This window comes from Corallococcus sp. AS-1-12 (assembly GCF_020036995.1).
Classification (GTDB): domain Bacteria; phylum Myxococcota; class Myxococcia; order Myxococcales; family Myxococcaceae; genus Corallococcus.
The window spans coordinates 138,932-154,518 of record NZ_JAIQDD010000019.1 but is presented as its reverse complement, the minus strand read 5'-3'; the positions used below and the strand labels follow the sequence as shown (position 1 = coordinate 154,518).

Genomic DNA, 15,587 nt, shown 5'->3' with positions numbered 1-15,587 from the left:
CGCTTTTTCAGAAGCGCGCGCCCAGCGTCAGCGACGCGTCCATCAGGCCGCCGCCGTTGTCGTCCGTCGAGGTGACGTTCGCGAAGTCCTGGTCGATGAGGAGGCGGTACGTGCCGCGCACGCCCGCGGTGAGGCCGCCGGTGTTGAACTCCAGGCCCACCGCGAGGGGCACCTCTTCCATCAAGTCCGAGTCGTAGAGCCCCGCGCCCGCGCCGCGCACGTCCACGTAGGACAGGCCCAGGCCCACGCCCGCGAAGGGGCGCACCGCGGTGAGGAAGGGCGGCGACACCTTCACCAGCGCGCTGCCGCCGTTGCGCACCAGCGAGGGCGCGTCGAAGAGGCGGCTGTCGCTCACCTTGTTCTGCGAGCCCTCGTAGCCCACCTCGAAGCCGAGGAAGGTGGTGGGCTGGAGGTTGAGCGTCAGGCCCCACAGCGGACCGGTGCTGGCCAGGTCGCCCAGGTCTCCCGTGTAGTCGCCTATGCCGCCGCGCAGGAAGACGTTCACGTCCCCCTGCTTCTTCTGCGCGAGCGCGGGCCCGGCGCACAACACGGCGGCCATCAGGGCACCGCCCTGGAGAAACCTGCGAAGCATGCGGACCTCCCTGTCCACGGGTGTGCACTCAAGCTGGGCACCGCGCACCCGCCGTGCAGGTCGGGGGCAGGGAGGCAGCCGAGTGCACGTCTGAACACGCGTGCAGGAGGGCGGTGTGAGTGGGCGGGTTGGACTGCCTTGGTCGGACGTCTGAGGTACTGTCCTTCACCATGCGGTGGTTGCTTCCAGATGTCGTCGAGCAGGAGGTCGGTTCGCTCGCGGGTGAGCTGTCGCTGCACCCGTTGGCGGCGAGGGTGTTGCTGCACCGTGGCTACCGCACGCCGGAGGCGGCGTCGGCCTTCCTGTCGGACCGGCTGGCGGACCTGCCGGACCCGTTCCGGATGAAGGGCATGGGCCCCGCGGTGGAGCGCGTGCTGCGCGCGGTGCGGCTCAAGGAGAAGGTGACGCTCTACGGGGACTACGACGTGGACGGCGTGTCCTCCACGTCGCTCATGTACCTGTTCCTCAAGGAGCTGGGCGTGGCCCCCGCCACGTACATCCCGCACCGGCTGGACGAGGGCTATGGCCTCAACCTGGGCGCGGTGGAGCGCATCGCGCAGGACGGCACGCGCCTGCTGGTGACGCTGGACTGCGGCATCACCTCCGTGGCGGAGATTGCCCGCGCGAAGGAGATGGGCCTGGACGTCGTGGTGGTGGACCACCACACGGTGCCGCCCACGCTGCCGCCCGCCACCGCGGTGCTCAACCCGCACCAGCCCGGCTGCGAGTACCCCACCAAGGTGCTGTGCGCCGCGGGCGTGGCCTTCAACCTCTGCATGGGCCTGCGCAAGCGCCTGCGCGACGACGGCTACTTCGCCACGCGCAAGGAGCCCAACCTCAAGGCGCTGATGGACCTGGTGGCGCTGGCCACCGTGGCGGACGTGGTGCCGCTCACCGGCGCCAACCGCATCCTCGTGGCGCACGGCCTCCAGGAGCTGTCCCAGGGCCGCCGCCCCGGCATCCGCGCGCTGAAGGAGGTGGCCGGCCTGGAGCCGGACGCCACCGTCACCGCGGGCCAGGTGGGCTTCCGCCTGGGGCCCCGCATCAACGCCGCGGGCCGCCTGCATGACGCGTCGCTGGGCCTGCAGTTGCTCTGCGCGGACTCCGTGGAGGCGGCGCGCTCGCTGGCGCAGGTGTTGGACCGCGCGAACGCGGAGCGGCAGGGGATTGAGAGCAGCATCCTCACGCAGGCGCTGGCGCAGGCGGAGGAGCACAAGGACTCGCGGGGGCTCGTGCTCTTCGACGAGGGCTGGCACCCGGGCGTCATCGGCATCGTGGCGTCGCGCGTGGTGGAGCGCTTCCACCGGCCCACGGTGATGGTGGGCGTGAAGGACGGGGTGGGGAAGGGCTCGGCGCGCAGCATCGAGGCGTTCCACCTGTACGACGCGCTCACCGGCTGCTCGGACCTGCTCATGCGCTACGGCGGGCACAAGCACGCGGCCGGCCTCACCATCGACGCGAAGCAGCTTCCCGCCTTCCGCGAGGCCTTCGCGAAGATTGCCCTCCAGCGCCTGACGCCGGAGGACATGATTCCGCGCTGCCGCGTGGACGCGGTGGTGAACCCGAGCGACCTGGACGCGACGGCGGTGGAGTCGTTGCAGCGGCTGGGGCCCTTCGGTCAGGGCAACCCGGAGCCGGTGCTGGTGCTGCGCGGCCAGCAGGCCCGGCCCCGCGTGCTGCCCGCGAAGTCCGGGGCGCCTGGCGCGGGGCACCTGAAGCTGGCGCTCGTGGACGCGCCGGAGCTGGACGCCATTGGCTTCGGCATGGCGGACCGCGTGTCGCTGGTGGAGGGGCCGGTGGACCTGGCCTTCCAGGCCGGCTTCGACACCTTCCGCGGCCAGCGCAAGCTGTCCCTGCGCCTCAAGGACGTGCGTCAGGCCGCCTGACGCCGCCCCCAGGCCCGGCCCGCGCTACGCGAGCCCCCAGCGCACCCGGCCCGGCGACATCAGCGCGCCGGCCCGCGCCAGCTCGTTGAGGCGGAAGCGCTCCGCCTGACGCTCGAAGGCGGTGCGGCAGCCCTCCGAGCAGAAGAAGTACCGGCGCCTCTTGTACTCCGACGAGGGCTGGCCCTCCGGGGCCTCCAGGTGCCTGCCGCACACCGGATCCCAGTGCCTGGTGTTGCCCTGCCCGTGTTCCTGTCCGCCGTTCATCATCCACCTCCAGCCCGACGCCCCTGACTCCCCCACCGGACGCGAATGTAAGCAGGGGGCATGCCAGCGGTCCATCTCCTGGGAATGCCAACCAGGAGGGCGTGTCCGGGCCTCGAAGGAGGGGAAAAAGTTCAGCCCCCGCCACCGCTTCCTGGAGGGAAGGGCGCGGGGGCCGAGGGGACGGGGCCGGGCGCGGCTTCAGAAGCCGACGCCGGCGCTGCCACCCAGGAAGAAGTCGTTGGCGTAGCCGCGGCGCAGGCCCATGGCCTCGACGCGGAAGGTGAGGTGCAGCGTGCGTGACAGGGCGGGCCGGCCGCGGATGCCCAGGCCGTACTGCACCACGGGCTTGAGGCCGTTCACCTTCGTCTCGTCCTCACCCACGGTGATGCCGGTGGCCTGGTAGGCGAGTCCACCCCCGGCCTGGAGGAACAGACCGAAGGGCGAGTCGCCGAACTGGAACAGCCAGGCCGGCGCGAGCGTGAAGTAGTGAAGCCGCGTGTCCCCCTTGATGAATTCCGTGCCGTCACTGAGGCTGCCGTAGAGCCAGCGCAGGTCCGCGAAGAGGGCCTCGCGCAGGGTCGCGTTCTCGGTGAAGAAGTTGCGGCCGAACTCCCAGGTGGCGCGCACGCCCAAGCCGGGCTTGTTGTCGGAGAAGTCGCCGCGGGCGCTGTCAATCAACAGCAGGCCGCCCACCAGCTCCACCGCGACGCCCAGGTTGGGGTCGTCCAGGCGGGACATGCCCCGGAAGCCGTCGTCGTTGGTGGCCTCGGCGGCCTCGCGGAACTCGTCCGTTTCGTCCACCAGCTTGCGGCGGCGCTCGTAGGCGTCGTCGTCCTCCTGGCGCGCCTTCTGCTGGGCGCGGTCGGCCTCCTCCTCCGGGTAGGCGTAGGGGTCGTCGTCGTCCGCGCTCTGGGCGAAGGCGGCGGGGGTGAAGAGCAGGCTGCCAGCGAGGCAGGCCTTGAGCCAGGTGTTCAAGGGAGCGGGCCTCACTGGAAGATGCTGGGGCAGGTGGTGCCGCCCGCGGCGCTCGCCGGGCAGAGGTTGGCGCCGAGGAGCAGTTCGCGCGGGATCTGCAGGTGGTCCATGAACTCGTTGCAGACGGCCTTGCGCAGCTCCAGGTCGGAGATGTGCGAGATGATGGCGGCGGCGGGGACGGCCAGCGAGAACTGGGACTGATCCCCCAGCACCAACTGGGTGTACTGGAAGATGCCCGGCTTCGCGGGGTCCGTGTCGTAGTACGCGGAGACGATGTCGCGCTGGAGCTGGGCCTCCTGGCCGGTGGAGCGGCCCGCCTGGTAGAGCGCGGTCGCCAGCAGCGTGCCCACCTGGTACTCGGCGCCGTCGGCGGTGAAGGTGTTCACGTCCTGCTGCTGCACGCGGGCGTACAGCAGCGCGCTCATGCAGCGGTCGCCGCGGGACAGGTCGCGCGCGTCCGTCACCCCGGCGTAGGGGCCCCCGTCGAAGGAGGGCGCCATGAAGCGCGGGTCACACCCGCTGACGCTGCGGCAGGTGGCGCCGTAGGCGTGGTAGTCCGCCAGGCCCTCGTCGAAGGACTTGAGCACGTTGGCGCCCTGGCTGGGGTTCTCCGAGGACCAGTTGGACAGCGCCACGGGCAGGTTCTGGCCGGCGTACGCCAGCCGGTTGAACACCAGGTGCGAGTACTCGTGCGCCATCACCGCCGCGTTGAGGGGGAGCGGGGCGCGCTGGATCTTGTCGAACGGCAGCACCAGGAAGGACTGGAGCACCGGGTAGAAGATGGCGTTGTCGCGCGCCGGCTCCTTGCTCGCCTGCGCCTGGATGAACTCCGGGAAGTAGTAGAGCCTCGGCGCGGGCTCGAAGGACGCGACCTTCACGTTGGCGACGGTGCGGAAGTACTCGTTGGCGCGCTCGAGGTTGTAATACGAGGTCACCATGTTCCAGGAGTGGAAGTCCGCGGGCCAGAGGACGTCCTCGCCCGTCTTCTCGTCCTTCTGGGTGATGTAGCTGGCCTTCACGTCGTGGCCGGGCTTCTTGAGCAGTACGTCCGCGACGGTGGCCTCCGTGGCGTTCTGGAGCGCGGGGTCGTTCACGTCGATGACGATGCGCGCACCGCCCTGGAGGTCGCCGACGGTGCCCTTCAGGCCGACGACGTCCTCGATGGTGGTGAGTTCGACCTGCGTGGGGACGTACTGGCCATTGCTGGAGCGTGACAGGACGGAGACCTTCACGGGGGCCTCGCTGTCCGGCGCGCAGCCCGTGGCCAGGGTCAGCCCGACGGCGGCGGTGATGACTGTTCGGAGCATGACGCCCGTTTTACTCCGGACCGCTCAGAACGTGTATTCCCCTCCGAGTGTGAGCAGGGCGGAGTCCTGCGCGGGGAGGCCCTCCGGCACGTCCCGCTGGAGGGCCACGGAGGCCCACAGCCGCACCGCGTCGCCCGGGCGCACCGTCCACCGGGTGGCCACCACGTGGGCCACGCCCTCGCCCGGCACGTACCGGGTGAAGGCGTAGGAGAGCTGGCCCCGGAGGGCGGGGCTGAGGCGCCAGGAGAGGGACGGCTTCACGTCCCAGCGGACCGGCGCGGAGGGGAAGCCGGTGGTGGCGTTGACCTCGCCCAGGCGCCGCGCCACGGCCGCGCCCAGGTCCCGCAACTGGCGGCGGCGCAGGACGGTCAGGGCCCCGCGGGCGGCGGCCAGGCCTTCCAACCGGGACTCCAGTTGCTCCGTCTCCGCGTCGGTGAACTGGCCCGCGGTGAGCGGATCCTCGCTGTAGAAGGCGAAGGCCCCGCGCAGCCCCAGCTCCCACCGGCCCTTCCAGAGCAGCCTCGCGCCCAGCGTGGGGCGGGCCATCCAGAGGATGTCCTCCTGGGTGTAGCGCTGCGTGGCGGCGCCGCCGGAGACGGTGAGCAACTGGCGGCGCAGCGGGTTGCGGCTGACGCCCACGCCCGCGTCCAGGCCGTACTCCCAGGTGCCGAAGCCCGCCGAGTCCCAGGCCGCGCCCAACTGCACCGCCTGGCTGCCGTAGCCCGTCCGGGCGGTGAGGCCGGGGACGTCCAGGCGGGGGCGCTCCTGGATGAGCTCCGTGTCCGAGGCCTTGGCCAGCCCCAGGCTGACGGCGCCGGACAAAAGCCAGTGCGCGCCCGCCAGGTGGTCCACGCCCACGGAGAGCTGGTGGGTGGCCGCGGTGCCGGACTCCGGACGCACGCCGCTGTAGCCCAGCGTGAGGAAGGTCGCTTCCCCCACGCCCACGTCGCCCAGCAGGCTCCAGAGGGCATAGCCGTGGCCGCCGCTCGCCTCGAGCGTGACGGAGCTCTCCGCGGCCTCCGCCCGGGCGGTGCTCGCCCCCAGGCTCCCCACGAGCGCCAGCAGCACCCACCCCGCGCGCACGCCTCCGGGCCGGCGGCGGGTCTCCAGTTCCCCCTGCATGGAGGCTTCAACCCGGGATGCGGCCGCGGGTTGCGGGGACGTGCGCGCCTGCCTGCTCACGCGCCCGTCTTCCGAGGGAGATGGCGGTGAAAACACGGGGGTGCCGGGGCCATGGATTCCTTGACGCGTCGTTTCCACGATCCGCTATGGTGCCCGGCCTTCCTTCCCGAACCAAACGCAGGCGGTCTCCATGGCGGTCCCGTTCATTTCCGAGGTCAAGCGTACCCACACCTGCGGTCAGCTCACGGCCGCGAACGTTGGCGAAGAAGTGGTCCTCTTCGGCTGGGTGCACAACCGCCGCGACCACGGCGGCGCGGTGTTCATCGACCTGCGGGACCGCGACGGGCTCACCCAGGTGGTGTTCGAGCCGGACAGCAAGGAGGCCCATGAGCTGGCCGGGCACCTGCGCCTGGAGTTCTGCATCGGCATCAAGGGCAAGGTGCTGTCGCGCGGCAAGAACGTGAACCCGAAGATGAAGACGGGTGAAATCGAGGTGAAGGCCTCGGACCTGACCATCTTCAACCGCTCGGAGCCCACGCCGTTCCTCATCGAGGACAACGTGGAGACGTCCGAGGAGAAGCGCCTGGGCCACCGCTACCTGGACCTGCGCCGGGGCCCTTTGCAGAAGACGCTGATGACGCGCTCGAAGATGAACGCGCTCACGCGCTCGTACATGGTGGGCAACGGCTTCCTGGAGCTGGAGACGCCCTTCATGGGCAAGTACACGCCGGGCGGCGCGCGCAACTTCCTGGTCCCCAGCCGCCTGAACCCGGGCAAGTTCTACGCGCTGGCGGAGAGCCCGCAGTTGTACAAGCAGTTGTTCATGGTCGCGGGCTTCGACCGGTACTTCCAGATCGTGAAGTGCTTCCGCGACGAGGACCTGCGCCTGGACCGGCAGCCGGAGTTCACGCAGATCGACGTGGAGATGAGCTTCGTCACCCAGGACGACATCTTCACCATCATCGAGGGGCTGCTGAAGAAGCTGTGGGGCGAGGTGCTGGGCATCGACATCCCGACGCCCTTCATGCGCATGGACTTCTACGAGTCCATGGCGAAGTACGGCAACGACAAGCCGGACCTGCGCTTCGGGCTGGAGCACGTGGTGCTCACGGACGTCATCCGCGAGCATGGCGCCGCTGGCGGCGTGCCCATGATGTGGGACGCGGTGCAGGACAAGGGCATCGTCAAGGCGATGGTCGTCCCGGCGGAGAAGGCGCTGTCCCGCGCGGAGAGCGACAAGCTGGAGGACTTCGCGAAGCAGGCGGGCGCCAAGGGCCTGGCGCGCGCGAAGGTGGGCGAGGGCGGTGAGTGGACCCAGTCCCCGCTGTCCAAGACGATCACGCCGGCGCTGCGGCAGGCCATCAACCAGGCCGTGAACGCGAAGACGGGCGACCTCATCCTGTTCCAGTTCGGGAAGGAGTCGCTGGTGCACACGGTGATGGCGAACCTGCGCGTGCACGTGGCGAAGAAGCTGGGGCTCATCCCCGAGTACGGCAGCGGCGGCCAGTGGAAGTTCCTCTGGGTGGTGAACCCGCCCCTCTTCGAGTTCGACGAGGAGACGAACACCTGGGCCGCGGCGCACCACGCCTTCACCCGTCCGCACGACGAGGACGTGCAGTACCTGGGGACCGACCCGGGCCGCGTGAAGTGCCACCGCTACGACGTGGTGCTCAACGGCTTCGAGATTGGCGGCGGCTCCATCCGCCTGCATGACCCGAAGGTGCAGGGCGAGGTGTTCAAGGCGCTGGGCATCCAGGAGGAGGAGGCGCGCGTGAAGTTCGGCTTCCTGCTGGACGCGCTCAAGTACGGCGCGCCCCCGCACGGCGGCATCGCGCTGGGCATGGACCGCCTGGTGATGCTGCTGACCGGCGCGGAGTCCCTGCGCGACGTGATTCCGTTCCCCAAGACGAAGACGGGCACGGACACGATGACGGGCGCCCCCGGCGACGTGGACGAGAAGCAGTTGCGCGACCTGCACGTGCGCTCGGTGCCGCTGCCCCAGAAGTAGCGGGACCCCGCCGCTTCGTTGCTCGCCGCACCCCGGGCCCTTCCCAAGGGCCGGGGGAGTGGATGGAAGCCGACGGACGGCCCCCCGGCACGGCTGGACATCCCGGTGGCCGTGGCCATTGAGGACCGGTGGCGGGCAGGGGAAAGGGCGCGGGATGCGGGGACGGGCTTGGGGGGCGTGGGCGCTGGCGTGGGCCCTGCTATGCGCGGGGCCGGCCTTCGCGGCCGAGACGAAGATGCCCCCGGGCCTCACCGGTGACTGGAGCGGGGTGCGCGGCCTGCTCTACGAGCTGGGCGTGGCCATCCAGATCCGCTACGTGACGGAGCTCGCCTACAACGCGCGCGGCGGCAAGGGACACGCGCTGCGGCAGGCGGGCCAGCTCAACGTGGGGCTGGGGCTGGACCTGGAGGAGCTGGCGGGGCTCCAGGGCGGCACCTTCCAGTTCACGTTCACGCACCGCAACGGCAACAACCTGAACGCGGACATGGCGCTGGGCAACCTCCAGTTGGTGCAGGAGGTGTATGGGCGCGGCAACGTGGGGCGCCTCACGCAGCTCTGGTGGGACCAGCTCTTCTGGGGCGGGCGGGTGCACCTGAAGCTGGGCCGCGTCACGATGGGCGAGGACTCGGCGGACTTCCCCTGCGACTTCCAGAACCTGTCCTTCTGCGGCGCGCAGCCCGGCAGCATCGTGGGCAACTCCTGGTTCAACTGGCCGGTGAGCCAGTGGGGCACCCGGCTGCGCGTGGACCTGGCGAAGGTGGCCTACGTGCAGGTGGCCGCGTACGAGGTGAACCCCCGCAACCTGGAGGAGGCCTTCTACGTGGGGCGCTTCAACGGGGCGACGGGCGTGCTGCTGCCCCTGGAGCTGGGCTGGAACCCGAAGTTCCACGGCGACCTGCTGGAGGGGCTCTACAAGGTGGGCGCCTGGTACGACACGTCCAACGCGCTGGACGTGTTGCTGGAGGGCGTGGAGCGCGAAGGGCGATACGGCCTCTACTTCGTCGCGCGTCAGCAGCTCACGCACGTGGCGGGCTCGGAGAACAAGGCGCAGGGGCTCAACGTCTTCGTGCGCCTGACGCACGCGGACCGGGACACCTCCGCGGTGGATGGCCAGTACACGCTGGGCCTGGGCTACACGGGCGTCTTCGGCCGGGCGGATGACGACGTGGGCTTCGCGCTGGGCGCCACGCACTCCAACGGGCGCTACGTCACCGCGCAGCGGCTGAAGCAGGCGCAGGCCCCGGACACGCCGATACCTCGCACGGAGTACCTGGGCGAGCTGTACTACAGCCTCCACGCGACGCCGTGGCTCGTGCTGCGGCCGAACCTCCAATACATCCGCCCCGGCGGTGACGAGGCCGCGCGCAACATCCTCGTCCTGGGCCTGAAGGGCGCGCTGACGCTGTAGGGCCCATGTGGGCGGAGGGCCCCCTTTCCGTGCCGCTTCGCGGGTGGCCTAGAGTGGGGCCATGGCCCTGTCACCCTCGTGGGATGCGTGGCTGTCGGAGAACCTGCTGCGGGGCGTGCCGGAGGAGGCGCTGGCCCGGGCGCTGGTCGCCGGAGGGGTGGCCCCGGAGGAGGCGCGCGCGGAGGTGGCGTGCGCGCGGCGGCACCCGGCGGTGAAGGCCGGGGGCTCGCGCGGGGCGCTGGGGGCGGAGGTGGTGTCGCTGCTGGACGTGCGCGCGGCGCTGCATGCGCAGTCCCGCCGGACGGTGGAGCGGCGGCGGGGCGTGTCCGCGGAGGAGTTCCAGGCCCGCTACTACCGCGCGCACCGGCCCGTCGTCCTGGAAGACTTCCTGGAGGGCTGGCCGCTGCTGGAGCGCTGGCGGCCGGAGGCCCTGGCGCGGGACTACGGCGACGTGGAGGTGGAGGTCATGGCGGGCCGTGAAGCCCGCGCGGACCACGACATGTCGCCGGACGCGTGCCGCACGGTGATGAAGCTCGCGGACTTCCTCCACCGGCTGGAGCACGGCGGGCCCTCCAATGACCTGTACCTCACCGCGCGCAACTTCGCGCTGGAGCGGCCGGAGCTGCGGGGGCTGCTGGACGACCTGCGGCCGGCTCCGGGCTTCGTGTACCCGAAGCGGCAGCACGGCAGCCTCAAGCTGTGGGTGGGCCCGGCGGGCACGCACACGGCGCTGCACCATGACGTGGACTCGGTGCTGTTCTGCCAGGTCCACGGGCGCAAGCGCTTCTGGCTGGTGCCGTCCTTCGAGACGCCTCGCGTGTACAACCGCGAGCACGTGTGGAGCCCGGTGGACGCGGCGGCGCCGGACCTGGAGCGCTTCCCGGACTTCGCCTCCGCGCACGTGCACGAGGTGGTGGTGGGCCCCGGGGAGATGCTCTTCATCCCCGTGGGCTGGTGGCACCAGGTGCTGGCGCTGGACGTGAGCGTGTCGCTGACGTTCCAGTCGCTGGAGGTGCCGGGCGGGAACGCGCGGTGGCACACCTTCGGTTGAGGTGTGCCGACCGCTTCAATGACTGCTCGTCAGCCGTTGAGGTTTTCGTCCTTCGGCGTTTCAGGAAGGGGCGGGGTGGACGGCGGCGGCGTGGGCGGCGGGGCCGCGGGCGTCCGCTTGCGGCTGGGGTCCTCCTGCGCGGGGTCACACGGGGGATTGGGGTTCGGGACGATTCTGTATGAGTTTTCGGGAGGCGTCATGGAGTCCGCTCGGGGTGGATGTGGACGACCCAAAAGGTTCAGCCCGATTCAGGGGGGCGGGCGATGACGTCTTTGCTCCCCCCTGTATGGAAAACGTGGCTCGCGGAGAACCTTGCGCGTGGGGTGTCCGCCGCGAGCCTCGGGGCCCGTCTGGAGGCGGAGGGAGTCGCGCCAGGGGTTGTCTGGGAAACGATTCGGGCCGCGGAGGGACATGCGGCGGTGACGCGGGCGCGTGAATTCACGACACGTCTGGTATTGCTTGAGTCGTTGCTGGAGGCGCGGTCGGCGTCGCGACGACAGGCATTGCCCTCGCCGCGCGTGGAGCGGCGGTCGCGGCTGGCGCCAGCGGAATTCTTCAATGACTATTACCGGCGCAACCGGCCGGTTGTCATTGAGGGGTTGATGGAGGACTGGCCGGCGCGGACGCGGTGGACGCCCGCGTGGATGGCCGAGCGTTTCGGGGACGAGACGGTGGAGGTGATGGCGGGGCGCGACGCCCAGGCGATGCCGGACCTGCACGCGGACCGCCTGCGCCGGGACGTGCCGCTGCGGGAATTGCTGGCACGGTTCGACGGCGCACCGGCGAACGACATGTATCTGGTGGCTCGGAACAGTCTGCTCTTGCGTGACGCGTTCCGGCCGCTCCTGGAGGACCTGCGCGCGCCGGAGGGCTACATCCAGCCGGACCTGCGCGAGCCCGACCGCGTCCACCTCTGGCTGGGGCCGGCGGGGACGCTGTCCAACCTGCATCACGATCACCTCAACGTCCTGTTCTGTCAGGTGTGGGGACGCAAGCAGGTGTGGCTGGCGCCGTCGTGGGAGACGCCGTGGATGGCCAACGTGCGCGGCTTCTACAGCGCGGTGGACGTGCTGGCGCCGGACGTGGGGCGCTTCCCGGACTTCGCGCGGGTGGCGTTGCACACGGTGGAGGTGGGGCCGGGGGACACGCTCTTCCTCCCGGTGGGGTGGTGGCACGCGCTGCGGGCGCTGGAGCCGAGCCTGTCGGTGACGTTCGTGAGCTTCGAACAGACGCCTGGGATGAACACCTGCTGGCGGGAGGGCTGGCTGGGCGCCACGCCTCCGGAGGAGCACCGATGAGCGGTTCGAGCGAAGTCTCTCCGCTGACCCCCGAGTGGCGGCGGTGGCTGGTGGAGAACCTGGTGCGCGGCACGGCGCCCAAGGAGCTGGTGGCGTCGCTGGAGAAGGCCGGGGTGCCCGCGGAGCAGGCGCGGCGGGCGGTGGAGGTGGAGCAGCAGGAGCCCTTCGTCGCGGGCGCGCTGCGGGCGGTGGGCATGCAGCGGAAGCTGGAGGGGCTGCTGGACGTGTACGCGGAGCTGTTCCAGCAGACGGAGGGGCCGCCGCGCGTGGACCGGCATGACGCGCTGACGCCCGCCGCGTTCTTCGAGCGCTACTACTTCGACAACCTGCCCGTGGTGCTGCGGGCGGAGTGGAGCGCGTCGTTGGAGCCGGAGGCCTGGCGCCCCGGGAGCGTGGCCGCGCTGCTGGGCGAGCGCGAGGCGCGGCACGCGTGCTGCGTGCCCCTGTTCGAGGACTCGCGGCTGGCCCCCCTGGCCCGGGGGCTGACGCCGCTTCGGGGCTTCACGGCGGAGGAGGCCCGCGCGTGCGAGCCCCGCCTGTGGTGGGAGCCGCCCGGCGCGGAGGTCCCCCTGCGCGCGGCGCGGCGCAACGTGCTGCTGGCGCAGGTGCACGGGGAGCGGCGGCTCCAGCTCGTCCCGGCCTTCGAGCTGCGGCGGGTGGCCCTGGCGTCGCCAGAGCCTGACGACGCGCCCCTGCGCCTGGACGTGACGCTGTCGCCGGGGGAGTGGCTGCTGCTGCCGGTGGGCTGGTGGTACGGCTTCAGCGCTCCCGGGGGCGGCGTCGCCGTGTCGTTCGAGGCCTTCGCGCTGCCGGAGCCGAACGTGACGTGGGACGCCGACGCGGAGCCACGGCCTTCGCCGCTGCCTCCTCGCGACTGAAGGGCGCGGGCGCTACTGATACAGCAGCACCTTGTCCACCCAGCGCATGTGGGGGTGCTTCTGGTGCCAGTCGAGGCGCTCGGCCCGCAGCGCCTGGGAGGGCTCCTCACCGGACTGGATGCGCTCGCGCACCGCGCGGAAGAAGGCGCCCGCGTCGTTGGGGATCTCCGCCGTGGCGGCGAAGACGGCCCGCGCTCCGGAGGCGACGAACGCCTGCGGCAGCGATGACGTCTCATGCAGGATGGGCGGGAGGCGGGCCGCGCTGCAGGCGCCCAGCACCACCAGGGGGGCGCCGCGCAGTTGCCGGCGCCGCAGCTCCTCCGCGGTGAGCGCGTAGCGCCCGTCCTGCTGCGGCGACAGCGCGATGACGGTGGCGTCCGACAGCGCGCGGTCCACCACGCCGTGCGCGTGGATGTCGATGTCCGTGGCGTCCTCCATCGCCTCCAGCACGCGCTCGGGCGTGGCCTGCGCGCCCTTGAGCCGCAAGAGCCGCTGCGCGCCCGCCAGGTCCGCGTCCGCCGCCGAGGGCAGCCGCGCCAGCTTCAGCGTCAGGGGCGGCTCCACGTCCGACACCACGACGTGCAGGGGCGGCTTCGCGGGGGACGCCGCGGGCAGGCCCGTCCCGACCCGGTAGCTCCAGGCCAGGTCCGCCGGCAGGATGCCCGCGCGGCTGTCCAGCGGCGGCGCGGCCAGCACCGCCACGCGCGGACAGTCGCGCAGCAGCTCCACCAGCTCGCCGGGCACCAGCCCCGTCAGGTCGTCGCGCAGGGGCACCGTGCGCGAGGCGTCATAGTGCCCCTGCACCTGGCCCCGGGACCCGCGCACCACCGTCACGGTGCGCTCCGCCTCCACCGCCGCCGCCAGCACGCAGCCCTCCGGCACGGGCACCTGGAGGCTTTCGGCCACCACGTCCATGGCCTCCCGGAAGGCCCCGGCGTGGCCCGCGCTCACCGCGAGCGTCTGGAAGGCCACCGCCCTGGCGTCTCGCGCGTCCGCGTTCACCGGCAGGAGCGGCTCCGCCTCCGCGATGGTCTGCCGCAGCACCCGCTGGCCCTCGCGCCAGTCGCGGTCCACCGTGAAGCGCCCCCGGATGAGCGTGGCCAGCACGCGCCGCCCCGCGTTCTCCCGGAGCGGGCTCACCCGCGCCAGCTCCGCCATCAGGCGCGCCTCGTCGGACGGACGGGGCGCCAGCCGCGCCAGGTCCGCGAGGATCCACGCGCCCTGGAGCCCGGGTGTCTGGCCGCACGCCAGCGACTCCTCCAGCTCCTGCCGCGCCTCCTGCGGACGGAAGCGCATCAGCGCCAGCGAGGCCAGGTTGCGGTGCGCCTGGGTGCGCGCCAGGCAGTCATCGGGCTGACGGGCCAGGGACTCGCTGAGGTATGCACGCGACAGCGCCACCCGCACCTGGAAGCGCGTCGCGTTGGCCAGCATCACCAGCGCCTGTCCCTCGCGCTCCCATTCGCCCAGCGCGGCGGCCTCCTGCCACGCGGCCCTCGCGGACTCCTCCGCCTCCACCAGCCGGTTCGACGCGGTCGCGCGGCTGCTCAACCGGATGAGCAGATCCACGCAGCGCAGGGGCAGCTTCTTCGCGCGGCACTCGCCCAGCGCCTCCCGCAGCCGGTCCCCGGCCTGCGTCCCCTGTCCCGACAGGTCGTCCAGCCGCGCGGCCTCCTGCGCCACGCGCGAGAGGATCCAGGGGTCCGTCTCTCCCGCCGTCAGGGCGCGGAGCTCCTCGTGCGTGCGCGCCACGCCCGGCGTGCGCAGCAGCGCGCCCAGCAGCAGGTCCTTCGCCGTGGGCTCCTGGCGCAGCCGTTCGATGAGGCTCGCGGGGTTGGGGTGCGCGTCCTGCACCAGCTTCGCGTACTCCTTCGCGAGCGGCGCCCGGCGCGCGAAGTCCGCCATCGCCAGCCTCCGCACCGTGTCCTCCAGCACCGCGCCCCCGCCGGCCGCGTGGTCCAGCACCTTCGCGAGCGGCAGCAGGGACTCCACCTGCCCGGAGCCCTCCGCGGTCGCCAGCAGCTCGTAGAACCTCTCTCGCGCGAGCCCCGGGAAGCGGGCCGCGGCCTCCACGGGCAGGGGCGCCTGGGGCGAGCGCAGCCGGGCGTGGAATGCCTCGCGCGTGGCCTTCCAGGCCTCCGCCCGGGCCTGGAACCGGCCGCGCAGCGTCCGCGCCTGCTCGCGCGCCTCGTCGCTCCAGCCGGGCTCTCCCTTCGCGGCCACCGCCTCGAACGCCGTGGCGGCGAGCAGCGTCAGCCCCAGCTCGCGCGCCACCAGGGCGCGGTTCCAGCTCGCCTGCGGGTGCTCGGGCATGGCCTCCAGCGTGGCGTCCAGCAGGGTCAGGGCTTCGTCGTGACGGCCGCGCAGGATGGCGACGGCGGCCAGGTCGCTGTCGCGGTCCAGCGAGGGCGGCGCGCGCCGGAGGTACGCGAGCGCCTGCTCCGTGTCCCCATGCAGGAGGTAGCTGACGCCCACGCCGTGCACGTCGCCGCGCTCCTCCAGGCGGGACAGCGCGCCCAGGGGCACCGGCGGGGCCAGCGCGTCCCGCCGGGGGGGCGCATGGGGGCGGTACACGTCCGCGCCGGGGAGGCTCAGCCGCACCTCCAGGGAGCGGTGGGTCGCGTCCGCGAGCCACAGCGCCGGCGTCTCCGGCCCGGCGTCCCGCTGCTTCCAGACGCGCATGGCGACGAAGCCCGCGGTCATGCAGAGCGCCAGGGCCACGAGCCCCCAGACGCGCGCCACGCCTGTCCGTCCCGGAAGGCGCGCGCCTCGGGACGTTTGCCGCATGCCAGTCATCCGGG

Annotated in this window: 12 protein-coding genes; 6 read left to right on the top strand and 6 right to left on the bottom strand. The window is 72.0% G+C overall.

Features of this window, described 5'->3' with window-relative positions:
• Positions 1-7: 7 nt before the first annotated feature.
• Entirely contained in the window at positions 8-592 is a 585-nt protein-coding gene (locus K8556_RS26350; RefSeq protein ID WP_223742851.1) for an outer membrane beta-barrel protein, read from the bottom strand.
• Between the two features lie 170 nt (positions 593-762).
• Here K8556_RS26350 and recJ point away from each other — a divergent pair, with 170 nt between their 5' ends.
• Positions 763-2,478 (top strand): single-stranded-DNA-specific exonuclease RecJ, encoded by a 1,716-nt coding sequence (gene recJ, locus K8556_RS26345; RefSeq protein ID WP_223742850.1) that lies wholly within the window; start codon positions 763-765, stop codon positions 2,476-2,478.
• Positions 2,479-2,502: 24 nt separating this feature from the next.
• Here the strand turns inward: recJ and K8556_RS26340 are convergent, their stop codons facing one another.
• The 4 genes from K8556_RS26340 to K8556_RS26325 form a co-directional block, all read right to left on the bottom strand.
• A complete protein-coding gene (locus tag K8556_RS26340; RefSeq protein ID WP_223742868.1) occupies positions 2,503-2,742 on the bottom strand; it encodes a YHS domain-containing protein in 240 nt (79 codons plus the stop codon).
• 198 nt (positions 2,743-2,940) lie between these two features.
• The gene (locus tag K8556_RS26335) at positions 2,941-3,717 is read right to left on the bottom strand and encodes a hypothetical protein (RefSeq protein WP_223742849.1); all 777 of its coding nucleotides are present in this window, start codon (positions 3,715-3,717) and stop codon (positions 2,941-2,943) included.
• Between the two features lie 11 nt (positions 3,718-3,728).
• On the bottom strand, positions 3,729-5,024 hold the full coding sequence (locus K8556_RS26330; protein ID WP_223742848.1) for a hypothetical protein: 1,296 nt from the start codon (positions 5,022-5,024) through the stop codon (positions 3,729-3,731).
• Between the two features lie 24 nt (positions 5,025-5,048).
• Entirely contained in the window at positions 5,049-6,146 is a 1,098-nt protein-coding gene (locus K8556_RS26325; RefSeq protein WP_223742847.1) for a hypothetical protein, read from the bottom strand.
• Positions 6,147-6,336: 190 nt separating this feature from the next.
• Between K8556_RS26325 and aspS the strand changes: the two genes are divergently transcribed.
• The 5 genes from aspS (at position 6,337) to K8556_RS26300 (ending at position 12,789) form a co-directional block, all read left to right on the top strand.
• Positions 6,337-8,154, top strand: a complete 1,818-nt coding sequence (aspS, locus tag K8556_RS26320) for an aspartate--tRNA ligase (protein ID WP_223742846.1) — start codon at positions 6,337-6,339, stop codon at positions 8,152-8,154.
• A gap of 154 nt (positions 8,155-8,308) precedes the next feature.
• Complete coding sequence (locus tag K8556_RS26315) at positions 8,309-9,562, top strand: carbohydrate porin (protein ID WP_223742845.1); 1,254 nt, start codon at positions 8,309-8,311, stop codon at positions 9,560-9,562.
• Positions 9,563-9,623: 61 nt separating this feature from the next.
• Entirely contained in the window at positions 9,624-10,613 is a 990-nt protein-coding gene (locus K8556_RS26310; protein ID WP_223742844.1) for a cupin-like domain-containing protein, read from the top strand.
• A 518-nt stretch (positions 10,614-11,131) separates the two neighbouring features.
• Complete coding sequence (locus K8556_RS26305; RefSeq protein ID WP_223742867.1) at positions 11,132-11,911, top strand: cupin-like domain-containing protein; 780 nt, start codon at positions 11,132-11,134, stop codon at positions 11,909-11,911.
• Positions 11,908-12,789 carry a cupin-like domain-containing protein gene (locus K8556_RS26300; protein WP_223742843.1) on the top strand — a complete coding sequence of 294 codons (882 nt, stop codon included), beginning with the start codon at positions 11,908-11,910 and terminating at the stop codon, positions 12,787-12,789. Before K8556_RS26305 ends, K8556_RS26300 begins: the two co-directional genes overlap by 4 nt.
• A gap of 12 nt (positions 12,790-12,801) precedes the next feature.
• Here the strand turns inward: K8556_RS26300 and K8556_RS39865 are convergent, their stop codons facing one another.
• Positions 12,802-15,528 carry a CHAT domain-containing protein gene (locus K8556_RS39865; protein WP_223742842.1) on the bottom strand — a complete coding sequence of 909 codons (2,727 nt, stop codon included), beginning with the start codon at positions 15,526-15,528 and terminating at the stop codon, positions 12,802-12,804.
• Between the last annotated feature and the right edge of the window lie 59 nt (positions 15,529-15,587).